This is a genomic window from Nocardioides sp. JS614 (assembly GCF_000015265.1).
GTDB lineage: Bacteria > Actinomycetota > Actinomycetes > Propionibacteriales > Nocardioidaceae > Nocardioides.
In genome coordinates this window covers 1,480,918-1,499,721 of sequence record NC_008699.1, presented here as the reverse complement: position 1 = coordinate 1,499,721, position 18,804 = coordinate 1,480,918, and the positions used below count along the sequence as shown (strand labels likewise).

General features: G+C 72.4%; 14 protein-coding genes. 6 read left to right on the top strand and 8 right to left on the bottom strand.

What is annotated here, in order from left to right; translation table 11 throughout:
• Nucleotides 1-77: 77 nt before the first annotated feature.
• Both NOCA_RS08580 and NOCA_RS08575 read left to right on the top strand, forming a co-directional pair.
• Nucleotides 78-1,238, top strand: a complete 1,161-nt coding sequence (locus NOCA_RS08580) for a D-TA family PLP-dependent enzyme (RefSeq protein ID WP_011754877.1) — start codon at nt 78-80, stop codon at nt 1,236-1,238.
• A gap of 19 nt (nt 1,239-1,257) precedes the next feature.
• Entirely contained in the window at nt 1,258-2,211 is a 954-nt protein-coding gene (locus NOCA_RS08575; protein WP_011754876.1) for an NAD(P)-binding domain-containing protein, read from the top strand.
• Nucleotides 2,212-2,403: 192 nt separating this feature from the next.
• Here the strand turns inward: NOCA_RS08575 and NOCA_RS08570 are convergent, their stop codons facing one another.
• From NOCA_RS08570 to NOCA_RS08560, 3 genes are all read right to left on the bottom strand, one after another.
• Complete coding sequence (locus NOCA_RS08570; protein ID WP_011754875.1) at nt 2,404-3,831, bottom strand: DUF5719 family protein; 1,428 nt, start codon at nt 3,829-3,831, stop codon at nt 2,404-2,406.
• Nucleotides 3,828-6,683 carry a glycosyltransferase family 2 protein gene (locus NOCA_RS08565; RefSeq protein WP_011754874.1) on the bottom strand — a complete coding sequence of 952 codons (2,856 nt, stop codon included), beginning with the start codon at nt 6,681-6,683 and terminating at the stop codon, nt 3,828-3,830. Before NOCA_RS08565 ends, NOCA_RS08570 begins: the two co-directional genes overlap by 4 nt.
• A gap of 96 nt (nt 6,684-6,779) precedes the next feature.
• Nucleotides 6,780-7,034 (bottom strand): WhiB family transcriptional regulator, encoded by a 255-nt coding sequence (locus NOCA_RS08560; protein WP_011754873.1) that lies wholly within the window; start codon nt 7,032-7,034, stop codon nt 6,780-6,782.
• Between the two features lie 156 nt (nt 7,035-7,190).
• Here NOCA_RS08560 and cofD point away from each other — a divergent pair, with 156 nt between their 5' ends.
• The 3 genes from cofD to NOCA_RS08545 all read left to right on the top strand — a co-directional run bounded on the left by cofD (nt 7,191) and on the right by NOCA_RS08545 (nt 9,984).
• Nucleotides 7,191-8,204, top strand: coding sequence for a 2-phospho-L-lactate transferase (gene cofD / locus NOCA_RS08555; protein ID WP_011754872.1), 1,014 nt, complete (start codon nt 7,191-7,193; stop codon nt 8,202-8,204).
• Complete coding sequence (gene cofE / locus NOCA_RS08550; protein WP_011754871.1) at nt 8,201-9,166, top strand: coenzyme F420-0:L-glutamate ligase; 966 nt, start codon at nt 8,201-8,203, stop codon at nt 9,164-9,166. Before cofD ends, cofE begins: the two co-directional genes overlap by 4 nt.
• Nucleotides 9,167-9,228: 62 nt before the next feature.
• A complete protein-coding gene (locus tag NOCA_RS08545) occupies nt 9,229-9,984 on the top strand; it encodes a DUF3105 domain-containing protein (RefSeq protein WP_011754870.1) in 756 nt (251 codons plus the stop codon).
• Nucleotides 9,985-10,009: 25 nt separating this feature from the next.
• Here the strand turns inward: NOCA_RS08545 and NOCA_RS08540 are convergent, their stop codons facing one another.
• Nucleotides 10,010-11,089, bottom strand: coding sequence for a mannose-1-phosphate guanylyltransferase (locus NOCA_RS08540; protein ID WP_011754869.1), 1,080 nt, complete (start codon nt 11,087-11,089; stop codon nt 10,010-10,012).
• Nucleotides 11,090-11,106: 17 nt separating this feature from the next.
• Between NOCA_RS08540 and NOCA_RS08535 the strand changes: the two genes are divergently transcribed.
• On the top strand, nt 11,107-11,847 hold the full coding sequence (locus NOCA_RS08535) for a TIGR03089 family protein (RefSeq protein WP_011754868.1): 741 nt from the start codon (nt 11,107-11,109) through the stop codon (nt 11,845-11,847).
• A 42-nt stretch (nt 11,848-11,889) separates the two neighbouring features.
• On the opposite strand, the gene NOCA_RS25635 is transcribed toward NOCA_RS08535, so the two are convergent.
• From NOCA_RS25635 to NOCA_RS08515, 4 genes are all read right to left on the bottom strand, one after another.
• The gene (locus tag NOCA_RS25635; RefSeq protein WP_011754867.1) at nt 11,890-14,769 is read right to left on the bottom strand and encodes an FG-GAP-like repeat-containing protein; all 2,880 of its coding nucleotides are present in this window, start codon (nt 14,767-14,769) and stop codon (nt 11,890-11,892) included.
• A gap of 306 nt (nt 14,770-15,075) precedes the next feature.
• The gene (locus tag NOCA_RS08525) at nt 15,076-15,876 is read right to left on the bottom strand and encodes an ABC transporter ATP-binding protein (protein WP_011754866.1); all 801 of its coding nucleotides are present in this window, start codon (nt 15,874-15,876) and stop codon (nt 15,076-15,078) included.
• The gene (locus NOCA_RS08520; protein WP_011754865.1) at nt 15,873-16,775 is read right to left on the bottom strand and encodes an ABC transporter permease; all 903 of its coding nucleotides are present in this window, start codon (nt 16,773-16,775) and stop codon (nt 15,873-15,875) included. Before NOCA_RS08520 ends, NOCA_RS08525 begins: the two co-directional genes overlap by 4 nt.
• Nucleotides 16,766-18,745: a glycosyltransferase gene (locus tag NOCA_RS08515; protein WP_011754864.1), complete on the bottom strand. Its 1,980-nt coding sequence runs from the start codon at nt 18,743-18,745 to the stop codon at nt 16,766-16,768. The genes NOCA_RS08520 and NOCA_RS08515 overlap by 10 nt, the downstream gene beginning before the upstream one ends.
• Nucleotides 18,746-18,804: the final 59 nt, after the last annotated feature.

Below are 18,804 nucleotides of genomic sequence, written 5' to 3'. Positions count from 1 at the left end.
AGCGCCTCTCCCGGCTCATTTCGCGCTGCCGTACGCCCACCAGGCGTGCCGCAGCGCCCGACCTGAAACAGAAGGCCGTGACTATCAACCTTCGTCCCCCGCACTTCCGGGATCCGATGGCGCTGGACCCCAGCGCCGAGCTGCCCCTCCCGATCGACAGCGAGCTCCTCGACACACCCTCGATCCTGGTCGACCTCGACCAGGTCGAGCGCAACATCGCCTCGATGGCCAGCCTCGCCAAACGGCGCGGGATGACGCTGCGGCCGCACGCGAAGAGCCACAAGAGCACCTTCATCGCCGACCTCCAGCTCGACGCTGGTGCGACCGGCCTGTGCCTGGCCACTGCCGGTGAGGCCGAGGTGATGTGGCGCCACGGCGTGGCGGACCTCCTCCTGGCCTACCCGGTGCTCGGCCGGGCCAAGCTCGACCGGCTCGCGCCGATCGTCGAGGCCGGCTCGCTGACGATGGTCGCCGACTCGGTCGAGGTCGCCAGCGGCTACAGCGACCTGGCCTGCCGGACCGGTCGCGAGATCGCGGTGCTGATCGAGATCGACTCGGGGATGAGGCGAGCGGGGGTCCCCCCCGAGCAGGCCGGAGCCGTGGCCGTCGAGGTCGACCGCCTTCCTGGTCTGCGGGTCCGCGGCATCCTGACCCACGCGGGCCACTCCCACGCGGCCCTCGACCAGCGTGGGATCGAGGAGGTGGCGCGCGACGAGGTGCGCGCCATGCAGCAGGCGCGCGAGACGGTCGAGCGCGCGGGTGTCACGGTGGAGGTCGTCAGCGCGGGGTCGACGATCACGACGCCATACCTGTCCTCGGACGACGGCATCACCGAGGTGCGACCGGGGACGTACGTCTACAACGACCTGCGCACCCTGAGCCGGTATGCGTGCACCCCCGACCAGCTGGCGGTCACGATGCTCGCCACGGTGGTCAGCCGTGGCCCGGCCCGGGCCACCTTGAACGCCGGGAGCAAGAGCATCACCACCGCGTCCACCGTGCAGCACGGTCACGGTCACCTCGTCAACCGGCCGCGCAGCGGGTTCGCCCTCCTCTCCGAGGAGCACGGGGTGTTGGAGCTCGCGACCGAGGACGACGACCTCCGTGTCGGCGACCGGGTCCAGATCCTGCCTATCCACGTCTGTGTCTGGATGGACCTGCAACCCGAGGTGTACGGCACCCGCGGCGGGCAGGTCGTCCAGCGAATCCGCGTCGACGCCATGCGTCGCAGCCTCTGATCCGCACCCAGGGAGACCCATGTCCGACGCCCAGCCGATCCTCCTCCTCAACCGCTCCGACGTACGTCGACTGCTCACCTGGCGCGAGCTCATCGATGCCACCCGCTCCGCCCTGATCGCCGTCTCCGCCGGCGACCCGGTCACGACCTTGGCCGGCCAGCTCGTGGTGCCGGGAGCCGCATTGCACCTCAAGGCCGGGGCGCTGCAGCAGCCCCCGCTCCTGTCGGTCAAGGCGAACCTCCGCCCGGACGCAGGCAACACCTCCGGCGCGATCCTCGCGTTCGACCTGGCGCGGCAGCGGCTGCACGCGGTGATGGCCAGCGGCGACCTCACCTCCATGCGGACAGCAGCGATCGCCGCCGTCGCCGCCCAGGCGCTGCGCGGCGCGGCACCCGCCACGGTGGCACTGCTCGGGGCCGGTCCCGTTGCGCGACGCGTCGACGAGGCGCTCACCCATCTCGGCCTGGCCGGCGAGGTGCGCGTCTGGAGCCGCCACCTCCCCCGCGCGGCCGAGCTGGCGGACGCCTACCCCGACGTCGACCACCGGGCGCACGCGCGCGTGGACGACGCGCTGGAGGGCGCCGACCTCGTCGTCACCTGCACGCCATCGCGAGCACCGCTGTTCGAGGCCGACCGGCTGCACGCCGGGGCCGTCGTCCTGGGCATGGGAGCCGACTCCCCCGGCAAGCGCGAGCTGCCTTCTGCGCTGCTCGGAGCCGCTGTCGTCTACGCGGACGTCCGGGCCGACGCGCTCCGCGTCGGTGACTCGGCGTACCTCGACGAGTCGGCTGCGGCGAAGGTCCTGGAGCTCGGCACCCTGTTGAGCAGGAACGAACCGCCGCCGGTGGCGCCCGGACGGCACGTGGTCTTCGACTCGGTCGGTTCGTCGGCGGTGGACGCCGCCGCGGTGGCCCTCGTCGCGGCGAAGGCGACCGAGCAAGGTCTCGGCCAGGCGTTCAGTCTCGACGTCTGAGCGCAGGGACCTCGGGGCCGTCGGCGGCTAGGGCGTGTCTCTCAAGTCTCGGCCGTCGCGAGCGTCGTCCAGCGCGTGCTCTCGCAAGGCGGCGGAGCGAAGGCATACCGGGCTTGTCTGTCGAGCGACGGCAACGCAGCGAGAGCGCGTGATGGGCGACGCGCAGCAGGCCATGGACTTGGGAGACCCGCCCTAGGGCAGCCCGGGACGCACGTCGGGCACCAGCCCGTTCAGCTCCGGCGTCGTCAGCGGCACCACGGCCGCGCCCTTAGCCCGGCCCTTGCCCTTCCCCGACACCAGCACGGCACCGGCAAGGGTCGTGCGCTCGGGCGTGACCGTCACGAGGACGGCGTCCGCCGGGAGCTTGACGGTGACTCCCCGGTCGGGGGTGATGTCCACGCGGGTGCTGTCCAGCTCCTGGCCGGACGCGGAGCGCGCGACCACGGTGACCGCGCCGGTGCGGGTCGCACCGGCGAGCTGGACCGTCTTGGCCACGCCCTTGCCACCCTCGGGGAGCAGCACGGTCGCCGGGCCGTCCAGGGTCTGGTCGGCCACCGCGTGCGAGAGGTCGCCCTCGACGAAGGACCGCAGGGTGGCCGTGACCGGCGCTGTCGCCGTGACGAGCAGACCGGTCGCGCCGTCGGAGATCGCGGGCCCGAGCACGTGGGAGACCGCGACCCGCTGCACGCTCTGCGGCGCGATCCGGATCTCGTGCAGTCCCTTGGGTGCGAACACCGAGTCGTCCGTGACGACCCGGACGTCGGCCCGCACCTCGTCGTCGGTGCCGTTGGCGACGACGAGGGTACGGCGACCGCCGCCCGGTGCGAGCCCCATCAGCAGGTTGTCGGTGGCCGGTTCGGCCTGGGCTGGCAGCCAGTCCTGGGTGAGCTCAGCGGCGCCGACCTCGTCGTACCGGTCGAGAACGCTCGCACCGAGCCGGCCGCGGGAGGCGACGACCTCGATCGCCAGCTCGTCACGACGCGGGATCACCGACCCCAGGTCGAGGCGGACGCTGGTCCCGCCGGGCACCGAGACGCCGCGGAGCCGGGGGGCGTCGACGACACCGCCGCGTCCGTAGACGGTGATGTCCGCGACGGCCGTGCCGGAGTCGGGGTTGGCGAGCTCGAGGACGGAAGTGTGTCCGGCGCCCGCGCCGACGCCGGTGAACCACGCGTGCGGCGCGGGGGCGGAGCAGGCGACCGCCGTCGGCTCCCTGCCGCCGAACCGGCCGGCGACCAGGCCGGGGGCGGTCTCGTCCTCGCCGGCCACCGCGGCCGGGCCGGTCAGACCGGAGACCGTCGTCACCCGGCCGGCGGCGAGGTCGGCGGTCCGCAGCTCGTCGCCGAGCCCGACCTGGACCTGGCCTTGTGCGTCGTCCGCGGCGCTGGTGAGCGCGACGTCGTCGGCATCCTCGACCGCGGAGGGACACACGAGGGTGGCCCGCGTGAGCGCGACCCGGGTCGGCGGGTGGTCCGCGTCGAGGGCCCCGGGGGCCTGGACCAGGAGCAGGGCGAGCGCGCAGAGGACCGGTAGCCCGACGGCGAGCACCGTGGTGACGTCGGGGCGGAAGCCGCGCCGGGTCGAGCGGCGGCCGGGGGCCGATGGGGCGCTGTGGCTCACGACGACCGCCTCCGGTTGGTGGTGGGCAGGCAGAGCACGGCGACCACGAGCAACGCCGCTCCCTGGACGACGAGGAGGAGCACCCGCAGCCACGAGGTCGGGCCCTCAAGGGCCGAGGAGTCGAGCGGGCGGTCCACCTGCCAGGCCCGCGTGCTGCGGTCCTCCGCGCTCGCCTGGACCAGGCCGGGCGCAGCGTCCAGCACCGCGGCGACGTCGCCGTCGGCGGGCGAGGGCAGAACGACGTACTCGATGCCGCTCTGCGCGATCCGGTCGATCACGCCCGGGGTCGGCCGGGAGACGAGCTCACGAACCTGGGCGGTGAACGACGTGTCGGCACCGGTGAGGTCGAGGATCTCGTCCTCCCCGAGCGTCACGCCGTCGCCGCGGCGCACGGTGAAGGTCAGGCCGTCCTCGACGCTGCCGCGGACCACGAGGATCCCGTGCGAGGCACCACTCTCGGAGCTCTGCACCATGTACACGGGGATGTCGGTCTCGATGCCGTCGGCGATCGCGGGATCGGCTCCGCCGAGCCACCAGGCGAGCCCACCGACCGGCACGGCGGCGGCCACCAGCGCGAGCCCCACAGCGACGACCCGGCGCCACGACGCCCCGGCCCCCCGGCCGGCGGTGATCGCTCCCGTGGTGACAGCAACCACGAGCGCCCCCTGGAGCACCACGACCAGCGCACCGAGGCCGGCCTCGGCGGAGGTCGCCGCCATCGAGACCGTCACGGCACCGAGCGCCGCGGCCAGGACCGCCGCGACCGCGGCGACCACCCAGCACACCAGCACGGGGATCCGCGTCGTCCGCGGCACCAACGCGAGCACGGCCAGGACCGCGAGCACGACGCCCAGCCACCACGGAGCGCCGAGGTCGCCGAGTCGGCCGCTGAGCAGGCCGAGCCCGTCCACCTCCGGTCCGGGCAGCCGGCCGACGTCGAGCACCAGGGCCTCCGCGGCGCCGCGCTGGATGGCCGGGATCCACCAGGGGGCGAGCAGCAGCGGGACCAGACCGAGCGCGGTGGCCGGCGGCCCCCAGACCGACCGGTCGCGGCCCGTACCGCGGACGATCGCGAACGCCGCAGCGAGGACCACCAGGCCGAGCAGCCCCGCGAACAGCCAGAGCACGGGCGCGAAGGCGGCACTCACCGCCAGGAGCAGCCCGGTCCGCCAGGCCGCCCGCCAGCGGCGGTCGGCGTCCGGGTCCGCGAAGCCGAGAGCCGCGTGGGCGAGCCAGGGCAGCAGCGCCGCGACCACCACGACGCCGAGGCGCCCGTCGCCCCAGCCGCCACTGACGACCGGCACCAGCGCCCAGGTGACCGAGCCCCACAGCAGCGCCCGGCGCGGTGCGCCGGCCGGGGTCACGAGCCGCCCGACGACCCGCAGGAACCGCCACGCCCCCCAGAGGCCGACCGGCACCGCCAGCACGAGCACCACCGACACCGCAGCCGACGCGCTGCCACCGAGCAGCGTGGCCAGCAGCGCCAAGGGGAGCAGGTACGGCGGGGCCGGGACGGCCGTCCCGGTGCCGAGCTGGTGCCAGGTCTCGGTGTGGAGGCGCCACCAGTCCGATGCGCCGGCCGGTGTCGGCGAGAGCCCGCCGCCGGCCACGCTGCCGAGGGCCTCCCGGCCGCCGACCAGCGCGGCGAGGACGACGATGGCGAGCGCGAGGGCCACCGGGTTGGTCAGGAAGCGGGCCACCGCGCCGGTGTCCTCGGCGAGCTCGTCCTCCTCGGTGCGCGGTCGGGCGACGGTGCTCGCGGGCGCGTGCTGGGCCGCCGGGATCCGACGCCGCTCGGCGATGTCCTGCGCCTGGTTGGTCGCCGCCGTGACCAGGTCGCCGAGGAAGTCCAGGCCGTGCCGATAGGGCAGCCACCACGGCGCGAGCAACGGACGGGCGCGCTCCTCCAGGAGGGGCCCGCGGGCGCGGCGGGCCCGCCGCGCCGCACGCACCTCGCCGGGATGGGTGTAGATCGACAGCAACGCGGCCAGGTCGTCCAGCGCCTCGCCGACGGCGCGGACCAGCAGGAAGCCGATCATCCGCAGCACGGTGCCGAACGCCAGCCGGATCGTGAGCCACAGCAGCGAGCGACGGCGGGCGTTGACCAGCAGGGTGTACAGCGCGGCGCGGCGCTCCTGGTAGTGCGTGTGCCGCCCGGTCAGCGGCGTGCGCCGCAGGCCGCGATGGGCCGCCTCCGCGTGGAACACCACGGCGTCCGGGACGACGACCGTGCGGTGCCCGGCCATGGCGGCCCGCCAGCCGAAGTCGATGTCGTTGCCGAAGATCGGCAGCTGCGGGTCGAGGCCACCCAGCCCCTCGAGCACCGCGCGCCGCACGAGCATGCCTGCGGTGTTGACGGCGAGGACCTCGCGGATCTCGTCGTGCTGACCCTGGTCGTACTCACCGCGCTCGAGGCCGGTCTGCCGACGGCCGGTGGCGGAGATGGTGACCCCGAGCTCGAGGAGCCGCTTGAGGGAGGGCCACTCCCGCAGCTTCGGTCCGAGGATGTCGACGCCGGGGTCGGCGGCCGCCGCTGCCAGCAGCGCGGCAAGCGCTCCCGGGTCGGGGTTGGCGTCGTCGTGGAGGATCCAGACCCACTCGCTGGTGGAGCCGCGGCGGCGCAGCTCGTCGAGTCCCAGGGCCACCGCGGCCGGGAACGACGTGGCGCCCGGCGCCGAGACGACCTCCCCGAACGCGTCGTGGAGCAGGTCGGCGCTGCCGTCCCTGCTGGTCGTGTCGACGACCACGACGTCGTCGACCGGCGTGCGCTGGGCCTGCAGCCCCTCGATCACGGAGGGCAGCCAGCGAGCGCCGTCGTGGCTGACGAGCAGCGCTGAGACCGAGGAACCCACGATCCCGAACCCTAACGGCCGGTAGGTGAGGCCCCTCGGCCGGCGCTCAGCTCCGCGGCGCCGGCCCCAGGGGTGACCTCGGCGGTCTCCTCGGTGTCAGACGGCCCGCTTCTTCAGCTTGCGGCGCTCCCGCTCGGAGAGCCCGCCCCAGATGCCGAAGCGCTCGTCGTTCATCAAGGCGTACTCGAGACAGTCGTCTCGCACCTCACACGTCAGGCAGACCTTCTTGGCCTCCCTCGTCGACCCTCCCTTTTCAGGGAAGAACGCCTCGGGGTCGGTCTGTGCGCACAGCGCACGTTCCTGCCAGCCTGCTTCCTCGGCGTCCCCGTCGAGGAGAAAGAGTTCTCTCACGGCACTCGCCCTTTCGACCCGATACGGCCGCTCCCCACATCGTGAACGACACTGTGGGAATTACATGCCTGTCGTACCCCGAAAGTCAACCCCGGATCTGCTATGGGGCACCGGACCGGCGATCTACGGGCCGCATCCGTGCGGCAAGGTGTCCGCATGCAGAAGATCACCGTGCTGTCCGGCGGCATGGGCGGCGCCCGATTCCTCCAGGGGCTGCTGCACGGCATCACCGCCGGCGCGCTCCCCGGTGTCGCAGCCGACGCGGTGGTGACCGTCGTCGCGAACACCGCCGACGACTTGTGGATCCACGGCCTCAAGGTGTGCCCCGACCTCGACACGGTCATGTACACCCTGGGCGACGGGATCGACACCGAGCGCGGCTGGGGCCGACGCGACGAGACGTGGAGCGTCAAGGAGGAGCTGGCGACGTACGGCGTGGAGCCCACCTGGTTCGGCCTCGGGGACCGCGACATCGCCACCCACCTGGTGCGCACCCAGATGCTCGACGCCGGCTATCCGCTGTCCCAGGTCACCGAGGCCCTCTGCAAGCGGTGGCTGCACCCAGCCCACGGGGACCGGCTCCGGCTCCTGCCGATGACCGACGACCGGGTCGAGACCCACGTGGCCCTCGCCGACGCCGAGTCGCCCAGTGGCCGCAAGGTCGTGCACTTCCAGGAGTACTGGGTGCGGCTGCGGGCCGAGGTGCCCGCGGAGGCCGTCGTGGTCGTCGGCCTCGACCAGGCGACCCCCGCCCCCGGGGTGGTCGACGCGATCATCGACGCCGACCTGGTGGTGCTGCCGCCGTCCAACCCGGTGGTGTCCATCGGGACGATCCTCGGGGTCCCCGGAGTGCGAGACGCCCTCACCGTGACCCGGGCACCGGTCGTGGGCCTCTCCCCCATCGTCGGCGGCAGCCACGTGCGCGGCATGGCCAACCAGCTGCTCGGCTCGCTCGGCCTGGAGGTGAGCGCCGCCGGAGTCGGCCTGCACTACGGCGCCCGCTCGGCGGACGGCGTGCTCGACGGGTGGCTGGTCGACGAGGTCGACGGCGACCAGGTCGACCGGGTGCTCGCCGGTGGCCTGGCGTGCCGGGCCGTGCCGCTGATGATGACCGATCCGGATGCGACCGCTGCCATGGCGGCGGCCGCCATCGAGCTGGTCCGCGGATGACGCACCTCGAGGTCACCGCCCCCGACGGCGCGCCGGAGATCCACCCCGGCGACGACCTGGTCGAGCTGCTCGTGGCGCTGACCGAGCTCGCCGACGGCGACATCGTGGCCGTGACGAGCAAGGTGGTCAGCAAGGCCGAGGGCCGGGTGCGGGCCGGCACCAGGGAGCAGGCGCTCGCCGGCGAGACGGCCCGGGTGGTGGCCCGCCGTGGCGGGACCACGATCGTGCGCACCCACCTGGGCCTGACCATGGCGGCGGCCGGCATCGACAGCTCCAACGTGCCGGCCGGCCAGGTGCTGCTGCTCCCTCTCGACCCCGACGCATCCGCCCGTGGCCTGCGCGAGGGGATCCGGCAGCGCACCGGGCGCAACGTCGCGGTGGTCGTCACCGACACCGCCGGACGCGCCTGGCGCGAGGGCCAGACCGACATCGCGATCGGCGCCGCCGGGCTGGTCGTGGCCGAGGAGTACGCCGGGCGGACCGATGCGTGGGGAAACGAGCTCGCCGTCACCCTCCCTGCCGTCGCGGACGAGGTGGCGGGCATGGCCGAGCTCGCGCAGGGCAAGCTCGGCGGTCGTCCGTTCGCGGTCGTGCGCGGACGCGGCGACCTGGTGCTGCCGCCCGGCGAGGACGGTCCCGGCGCCGCAGCACTGGTCCGTGATGAGGGCGGCGACCTGTTCGGGTACGGCGCCCGCGAGGCCGTGATCCGGGCCCTGAAGGGGGACGCCGCCGACCGGGCGCCGTTCGGCGCGCCCGTCGCGGCCGAGGAGCTGGCGGCGGTGATCGCCGACACCCTCGGGCTGGTCGCCTCGCGCTCGATCGGCGCCGGGCCCGCCGAGCTGCTGCTCACCGTGCCGCGCGGACTGGTCCGCCCGGTCGCAGCCCTGGCCTTCGCCCACGGCTGGGACGTGTTGCCCACCGATTCACCGAGCAAGACGCGGTTGCGGCCGACACCGCACTGAGGCACCCGTAGACTCTGCCGACGACCGACCCGACCACGCCCGCAACACCGAGGACGAACACCGTGGCCAAGCCCGCCAAGAACGACCGCCAGGCGGTCATCGACCGGATGCGCAAGAAGCAGCGAAGCGCCGACCAACGGCGCGGCCTCGCGATCGTCGGCGTGTGCATCCTGGTCGCCGTGCTGATCATCGGAGCCGCGGCGTACAAGCCGATCAAGGACTGGTGGGACGGCCGGGAGTTCGACCAGCTCGCCCTCGCCGACATCGGGGCGCCGGCGTCCGCTTGCCAGGACATCGAGACGAAGAAGGCCGACGGCAACCAGAACCACGTGCCGACCGGCACGCCGGTCGAGTACACCGACGCTCCGCCGGCGTTCGGCGCGCACTGGAACGAGTCGGGCGTCGCTCCCGCACCGTTCGCGCGCAAGTTCTACACCGCCGAGGACCGGCCCGAGCTCGAGGCGCTGGTGCACAACCTCGAGCACGGGTACACGCTGCTGTGGTACGACGACACCATCGCCGAGAACGACGCCGACCTGAACGAGCTGCGCGCGATCGCCGAGAAGTTCGCGGGCACCGAGAACTTCCGCTACAAGTTCATCGCCCTGCCGTGGACCTCCGCGGACGAGAACGGCACGAGCTTCCCCGACGGTCAGCACATCGCGTTCACGCACTGGTCCGCGGGCGGCACCGGCGAGACCGACGCCTCCAAGCAGGAGGGCGTCTGGCAGTACTGCACCGAGATCAGCGGCGCCGCGCTCGACTCGTTCATGAAGAAGTACCCGTACTTCGACTCCCCCGAGCCCAACGCGATGTGAGCTGCCACCGAACGTTCTGCTCAGCTCAGGTCAGGTCGGCGCGCCCGTCGGCCTTGAGCGCCTCGACGACCTGCTTGACCTCCTGGGCCCGGGAGCGGGTCGTGACGAGCACCGCGTCGGGGGTGTCGACGACCACCACGTCGTCGAGGCCGACGACGGCGATCGTTCGGCCGGAGCCCGGGACCACCAGCCCGCTGGCGTCGACGACCCGGACCAGGTCGGCGTCGCCGAGGATCGTGGTCGCCGTGGCGGTCGTTCCCAGCAGGGCCGCCAGCGAGTCGAAGTCGCCGACGTCGTCCCAGTGGAAGGACGACGGCACGCATGCGACCCGACCGGCGGCGGCCGCCGGCTCCGCCACGGCGTGGTCGAGCGCGATCTTCGGCAGCCCCGGCCAGAGCTCCTCGAGCCGTGCCGGGTCGGCGGCGATCGCGCGCAGCGCCCCGGCGAACTCGGCGTGCCAGGTAGCCAGTAGGTCGAGCAGCACGGTCGGACGGACCACGAACATGCCCGCGTTCCAGCGGTAGCGGCCGGTGGCGACGTACTCGGTCGCGGTGCGCACCGAGGGCTTCTCGACGAACTCGCGTACGGCGCTCGCCCCGGCATGGCCGGCCAGCGGGTCGCCCAGGTGGATGTAGCCGAAGGCCGAGGAGGGGAACACCGGCTGGATGCCGAGGGTCACCAGCCAGTCGTCGCGAGCCACCTCGGCCGCGATCCGCACCGCCTCGGCGAACGCCGCCCGGTCCGGGATCACGTGGTCGGCCGCGAACGAACCCATCACCGCGTCGGGGTCCTCCCGCTCCAGCACCGCCGCCGCGAGCCCGATCGCGCCCATCGAGTCACGCGGAGCCGGCTCCCCCAGCACCCGCTCGGGCGACACCTCCGGGAGCTGCTCGAGCACGGCGGCGCGGTGGGCCGCGCCGGTCACGACGACGAAGCGGTCGGCGACCAGCGGGGCCAGGCGGTCGTGCGTCCCCTGGAGGAGGGTCCGGCCCTGCCCGGTCAGGTCGTGGAGGAACTTCGGGCTCGAGGAGCGGGACAGCGGCCACAGCCGCGTGCCGGCCCCACCCGCCGGGATCACGGCCCAGAAGTTGTCGACGGCAGCCATGCTGAGAGGCTAGCGGCGTGCCGACCTTCGCCGACGTCCTGGCGCGCCAGCTGCGCGCCGACTCCTCCCGCCCGCTCATCACGTTCTACGACGAGGCGAGCGGCGAGCGGGTCGAGCTGTCCGTGACGACCTACGCGAACTGGGTCGCGAAGGCGGGGTCGCTGCTGGTCGAGGAGCACGACCTCGAGCGCGGGCAGACGCTGGGCATCGACCTGCCCGCCCACTGGCTCGGACCGGTGTTCCTGGGCGCAGCGTGGAGCGTCGGCCTGGTCGTGACCGGCCCGGAGGACGACCGCCCCGATGCGGCGGAGCCCGCCGCCGTCGTGTGCGGGCCGGGCTCGCTGGAGCGCTGGGCGGATCGGGCCGACGAGCTCCCGGTGCTCGCCTGCTCGCTGCGGCCGATGGGGGTCCGCTTCGCCGACCCGGTTCCCCCGGGAGTGCACGACGTCGGGGTCGAGATCTGGTCGCAGCCGGACTCGTTCGCACCCTGGGACCCGCCGGGCGCCGACGACCCCGCGACGGTGGCGCCGTACGGCGTCGCCACCCAGGGCGAGACATGGAGCGCGGCCGCCGCCGGGAGTCTGCTCACCGACGGCGGCCGCCTTCTCACGGAGGCGAACCCGGCTTCCCCACCGGGTATCGCCACCTTCACCGAGCCGCTCGCACGCGGCGGCTCGCTGGTCCTGGTCACCCACGCCGGACCGGAGCGCCTGGCGGCGATCTACACCACCGAGCGCGCCACGGCCCGCTTCCCTTGATCGCGGCCGACCAGCCAGTCCTCTCCTCTCCGTGCTGCCGGGCTAGCCGGCCAGGTCGTACTCCCCCATCCCCTCGGCGAGGAAGCGCCGCGGCTTGAAGCCGGTCGCGGTGCCCTGGAGCAGCCACAGGTAGCCGGTCGCCTTCTCGCGCACGACCAGGTCCGGGTGCCCGGTGAGCAGCACGTCGCTGACCCCGATCACCCAGTCGTACGGCGTCAGGTCGAGTCCGAGCCTCTTGGGGTCGGTCAAGCCACCGGGGCCGTTGCCGGGGAACAGGGTGAGCCTCGCGCCGCTGCGGAACAGCGAGTCCGGCGCGCCGTCACCGTCCCACCGCCCGACCGGCACCTGCCGGCCGGCGGCGATCCGCCCGTGCGCGACGTAGCTGGGCTTCAGCCCGGCCAGCCCGTTGCCGGGGTAGATCCGCATCGCGCTGCCCGTCGGCTGCCCCATCAGGTCCGGGTAGCCGTCACCGGTCATGTCGCCCACAGCTGCGAGCAGCCCGACGGCCTTGAAGCCGGTGCCGATCTTGACGGGCCGCTCGAAGTGACCGGTGCCGTCGCCGCGGCGCACGAAGAGCGCGCCGGTCTTCGTGTTCCGGTTCACGATGTCGCCGAACCCGTCGCGGTCCCAGTCACCCGCGTTGAGGACCAGGTTCACGTTGGACAGGTCGGCGCCGGTCGGGATCGGCTTGCCGGTCTCGAAGCCGCCGCTGTTGGGGTAGACCACGACCCGTCGGCCGCTGCGCGCGATCACGTCGGCGGTGGCGTCGCCGAGCACCTGGGCGGCACCCACCAGGCTGCCCACGGACCGCACCCTGGTCACCGGCCCGAACGGCAGCCCGAAGGAACCGTCCCCGGTGGCCGGGACCACGAAGCCGTTGCCCGACGAGCCGTCGCGGACGAACAGGTCGTTGCGACCGTCGCGGGTGACGTCGCCGATGCCGGTGATCGTCGACCAGCGATCCCACGCGCCGGGGACCTGCACCCGGGCACCGAAGCCGCCCTTGGCCCGGCCCCGGTGCAGCCACAGGGCCCCATCGGCGTCGCGGCCCAGCAGGTCGACCCGGCCGTCACCGGTCAGGTCGCCCGCGCCGACGAGCATCGTGTAGCGGCCCCAGGCGGTCCCGCGGCGGATCAGCTTGAAGCCCCCGTCCCCACGCCCGAGGTAGGTGTCCAGACGCCCGGTCTCGGGCCAGCGGGCGACCAGGTCGTTGCGACCGTCGCCGTTGAGGTCGCCGACCGCCGTGAGCAGGTCCCGGCCGGCCAGCGAGCGGAACTGCTTGACCGGGGCGCCGAACGTCCCGTCGGCGGCGCCGGGACGGACCCGCGCGACGCCGTCCGCGGACCGCACGACCAGGTCGGCGATGCCGTCGCCGGTCAGGTCCGGTGAGGCGAGCACCGTGTCCCCGGACAGCAGGCCGGTCAGGGCGGTGACACCCTTGCCGAAGCCGGTCAGCCCGCCGGTCGGGATCACGAAGCCCTGGCCGTCGCTGGCGCGACGGACGATCAGGTCGGGGTGCGGGGTCGACGCCAGGTCGGACTCCAGCTCCCGGCCCGCCCAACCCTGCTGGGCCTCGGCGGCGAGCCGCCGGATCTCCGGCAGCTTCGCGTAGAGGTACTTGCCCGGGCACGCGGTCGCCGCGGCGTCGCGGTGGCCGTTGATGGCCTCGAAGAACTTCGAGCCGACCCACTGCCTGGTCGAGGAGGCGTCCACCCCGTGCAGCGAGAGCTTCCACGCGAACAGGGCGCCGTAGGCCTGGACCATCGCCTGCGAGGGCTGCTTGACGTCGTAGTTGCCGATCGCGGACATCGCGAAGGAGTACTCGTTGTAGTTCAGGGTGTGGGCGCCGACCACGGGGCGGTCGATGCCGCCGTACCGGCCCTCCCAGATCCTGCCGAACCGGTCGACGAGGAAGTTGTAGCCGATGTCTGACCAGCCGCGGGACTGCGTGTGGTACGCGTAGATGCTGCGGATGATCCCGGGGACCTCGGCCCGGGAGTAGTCGTTCGCGTTGACCGTGTGGTGCACGAAGCCGGCGTGCACCTCGAAGTAGCGCAGTGAGCTCTTCTCCCGCATCCGCTCGTCGGCCCCCCACTGGGCGCGCGAGTAGATCGTCGGGCGCGGGGTGTACGTCGCGGCCTGCAGGTCGATCTCGTCGCCGCCGTCGGTGCCCTCGCCGGGGTCGGTCGCCAACGCACCAGGCTGCACCGACGTGGCGCCGGTCGTGGCGCCGGGGGCGTCGTCCATGGTGTTGGTGTCGAGCGCCGGCTTCTCGACCGCGGTCCGCGCGGCGGTGCCGGGGTCGACCACGGCCAGCCGCAGGTCCGGGGGCAGCGCGCCGGTCGAGGACGCGCGGACCTGCACCTGGTCGACGTCGCCGACGAGCAGCGCGTCCGTGCCGGGGCGCGCGTGGCGGGCCTCGACACTGCCCGGGTCGGGGCCGTGCTCGACGTCGTACTCGAGGTCCATCCACGACGACCAGCTCGCGCCGGTGCGGGTCCGCACGGCGAGGCTGATCGCGTCCTCGGGCAGCTCGGTCCCATGGGCCCAGGTGACGCCGACCGCGCCGTAGCCGACGACCGCCTCGGGGACGCTGGTGACCTCGCCGCCGCCGAGGGCGCCGGCCTTGGTCCGGCTGCTGACGCCCCGGGGGGCGGCCTTGGCCCCGGCGGGCGCCGTGAGCGAGTACTCGGTGACCGTCGGGTCGACCGCCTCGGTGGGCACCTTCGAGGGCCGCCGGCTGGCTCGGGTGTAGGCGGACAGGTCGGCGGCGAGCGGGTCCTGACCGGCGGCGCCGGTCGGCAGCTCACGGACGACGTCGAGGCTGATGACGCTGGCCGCGGGGGTCAGTGCGGCGAGCACGACACCGAGTGCCAGCAGCTGCTGACAGGCGGTGACGAAGGTGGTCCTGCTGGGGGGCATCGGGGTACTCCATGTGCGCGGGGAAGTTCACACGTGGAGCAACTGTCACACCAGTCACAGGGGCCGGGAAGAGGAATTGAGTAACTACAATCTTGTAATTTCCAGTCGACACGCCGAGGAATCCGAGATTTGTCAAGAAACTTCAACGTTGTAGTTCGCGTCTGGCGTGTTCGCGTCTGGCGCGTCGGCTTCGCCGCCGCGCCGGCCGCGAGCTCAGCCACGGGGTGATGGCCCCACGCTCTGGTTGCGGTGGGCGCTCGGCTGCGGGCCGCCGCCTGATGCGGTGGCGCGGATATCCGCGGATGGCTATATGTCGGCGCCGAGCTCGTCGTCGGTGTCGTCGACGCCGAGCTCCTCGTCGGTCGCCTTCTCCTCGTCGTACTTGACGAACTTGATGCCCTCGTCGACGCCGCCGTCGAAGGCGAGGCGCCCCTGCTCCAGCACGATCACCCGGTCGCACATCTTGCGCACCGAGCCGGCGGCGTGGCTGACGTAGAAGAGCGTCCGCCCCCCGTCGCGGATCTCCTGCATCCGCTGCAGGCACTTCTGCTTGAAGGGCTTGTCCCCCACCGCCAGCACCTCGTCGGCGAGGAAGATGTCGGAGTCGACGTGGATGGCGACGGCGAACCCGAGCCGCGCGAACATGCCCGAGGAGTAGTGGCCGACGGGTGAGTCGAGGAACTTGCCGATGTCGGCGAACTCCGCGATGTCGTCGAACTTGCGCCGCGTCTCGGCCTCGCTCATGCCGAGCACGGCCGCGTTGAGGTAGACGTTCTCGCGTCCGGTCAGCTGGGGGTGGAAGCCGGCGCCGGTGGCGATCAGCCCCGAGATCCGCCCGCGGGTCAGGACCCGGCCGCTGTCGGGGCGCATCACGCCGTTGATCAGCTTGAGCAGCGTGCTCTTGCCCGACCCGTTGAGGCCCATCAGGCCGATGGACTCGCCCTGCTGGACCGTGAAGGAGACGTCGTCGACGGCCCGGAAGGAGTCCGCGATGCTCTGCCGGCGCAGCGCGGCGACCGTCATCTGCTTGAAGGTGCGGTGGTAGCGGAGCGTGAAGTCCTTGGTCGCGTGGTCGACGACGATCGAGGTGCTGGCGGAATAGGTCACAGGCGCTCCGGGATCTTGTTCTCGAGCCGGGAGAAGATCAGCTGCCCGAGCGCCAGGACAGCGACACTGACGACGAGGGCCAACGCGCTGTAGGCGAACAGGTCGCTGGGGATGTGCTTGTCGATGGTCGCCTGGGGGTCGTCGGTCGTGCCCACCCAGAACGCCCGCTGGAACAGCAGCACCGCGTCCGCGAGCGGGTTGTAGAGGTAGTACGCCGCGGCCGACCCGAACCGGTCGCTCACCATCGTGTACGGGTAGATCATCGGGACGCCGAAGCGCACGAAGTTCGTGAGGATGCTCGCGACGTTCGACACGTCGCGGAAGAAGACGTTCGCCGCGCTGAACAGCAGCGCCATCGCCGTACCGAACAGCATGATGATCACCAGCGCGATGGCGAGGGCGGCGGCACCGACGAGGCTGGGCGTCCAGCCGAGCAGCAGGGACACGACGAGCAGGATCACCAGCTGGGGCAGCACGTGGTACGCCGAGACCAGCATCGACGCGACCGGGAACATCTCGCGCGGCATCGCCATCTTCTGCACCAGCGACCGGTTGCGCACGATCGAGCGGGTGCCGGCGTTGAAGGTCTCGTTGAAGAAGTGGACGATGATGATCCCGCAGAACATGTGGATGGCGAAGTTCGGCACCTCCTGGTGCAGCTTGAACAGCACGCCGATCACGAAGTAGTAGATGAAGAACTGCGACAGCGGGTTCACGTAGGACCACAGCAGGCCCAGGAACGAGCCCTGGTAGCGCGCGCTGATCTCGCGGCGCACGAGCAGGCGCAGCAGGTAGCGGCGCTGGAAGACCGCGAGCAGCCCGGACGACGACGAGGGCGGTGCGAGCTCCGCGTCGACGACCCGCACCGGACGGGCGGGCTCGGAGGAGATCACGTCCACGGCCGGAAGGTCTCCTCCCATGCCTCCGGCGAGGTGACCTCCCCGAGCTTGGCGCGGTACTCCTCGGCCAGCCGCGGCCACTCGCGCTTGAGCCGCTCGTGGATCTCGATGGTCTTGACCATCAGCTCGCGGAACAGCTGGGGGTCGCGCCGGTAGAACGCCGCGGAGGCGCCGTCGTTCATCGAGACGATCGCGGAGTCGTACGACGCCAACCGGTACCACTTGGCGTCCATCGCGCGGATCTCGGCCTCGGGGTGCTCCTGGGCGAGCTCGCGCGGGGGCTTGAGCTGGCGCAGCGGCTGGAGGCCGGCGCTGACCAGCTGGGAGAGGCGCCCGGGGATCTCGCTGCCGTCGCGCCCCTTGCGCGGCGGCTTCTTGCGCCGGATCGGCGGGAACGCGTCCGGGTCCGCCTCGAGCTGGGCGTCGGTGTACTGCTTGCGCATCGCGTTGATCTCGGCGAGGCGGGTCGGGAGCATCTCGTGCAGCTTGTCCGGCCCGGCCAGCACGTCGAGCAGCGCCTGGTGGCGGATCTGGACCGTGGAGTACTGCATCGAGACCAAGTGGGAGATCTGGTGGTTGCGGCTCTCCCGCACCATCCGACCCCCCTTGGGGTACGGCGAGTGCAGCAGCGCGGCGACGAACCGGTTGCGCTGGTGGAAGTAGGCCTGCCAGTCCAACCCGTCGTTCTTGTCGGTCCACGGCACGTGCCAGACCGCCGCGCCGGGGAAGGTCACCGTGGGGTAGCCGGCCTCCTTGGCGCGCAGCCCGAACTCGGAGTCATCCCACTTGATGAACAGCGGCAGCGAGAGCCCGATCTCCTCGAGCACCTGCCGCGGTACCAGGCACATGAACCAGCCGTTGAAGTCCACGTCGATGCGCTTGTGCAGCCACCGGCTCGAGCGCAGGTTGCGCCCGGCGAGGTCCCAGTCGCTGTAGGTGTCCAGCGGCGACTGCCACCAGAACCGCCACGGCTGGACGATCTCGCCGAAGCTGTGCAGCCGGGAGCGGGAGTAGATGTTGAACATGTGGCCGCCGACGATGGTGGGGCGGCGGGCCAGGTCGGCGAAGGTGATCGCCCGGATCACGCCCTCGGGCTCGCAGACGATGTCGTCGTCCATCATCATCGTGTACGTCGCGGTGCCCTTGCGGACCGACTCGAGCTGGCCGCGGGCGTAGCCGCCGGAGCCGCCGAGGTTGCCCTGCTCGATCACGCGCAGCAGGTCGCCGAGCGCGCCCTGGGCCTTCGCGAAGTCCGGCGAGTCGACCACCTTGTCGGTGCCCTGCTCCATGACGAAGACGGTGTCGAGGTAGGGCCGCACGTCCTGGTCGTCGCCGAGCTGGCCGAGCAGCTTCGCGCAGAAGTCGGGACGGTTCATCGTGGTGATCGCGATGTCGACGGTGCCGTGCTCGGCCCGGTCCTCGGGCACCTCGGCGCTCCACTCGGCGCTCTCGACCACCACGTCGTCGTCGCCGGCGATGATGTCGTACCAGTACCAGCCGCCGTCCACGAACGGCTTGAGGCTGAGGTCGAAGCTGAAGGTGCTGCGGCCCTCGGCGCCGGTGTCGGCGGACGCGACGCGCTGCGAGTGGCCCTTGGCCATCGACTTGTAGACCAGGACGGTGGCGCCCCGGCCCGCGACGGTGATCGTCAAGGTGACGTCCTTGACGATCGTCCAGCGGCGCCAGTAGCTGGCGGGGAAGGCGTTGAAGTAGGTGCCGAACGAGAGCCGGTCGCCCGACTTGACCCGCAGCGCGGTGCGGGACTCGATCTGGTCGGGGTGGATCGTGTGGCCGGTCGCGGTGGACTGGCGGATCGCGGCGTTGTTGAGGTCCTTGGCCGCGCGGCTGCCGCCGATCTCGTACTTGTCCGCGTCGAGCTTGGCGTCCTCGGGGTCGACGTACAGCGCGAGCACGTCGAAGTCGCGGTCGACGGGCAGGATCTGTCGCTGGAGCAGGCGGGTGACTGTCATGCGGGGTCCCCTCGAAATTGTGGGCTGGAGGAGCGCAGCGGGGGAAGCACAGAATTTCG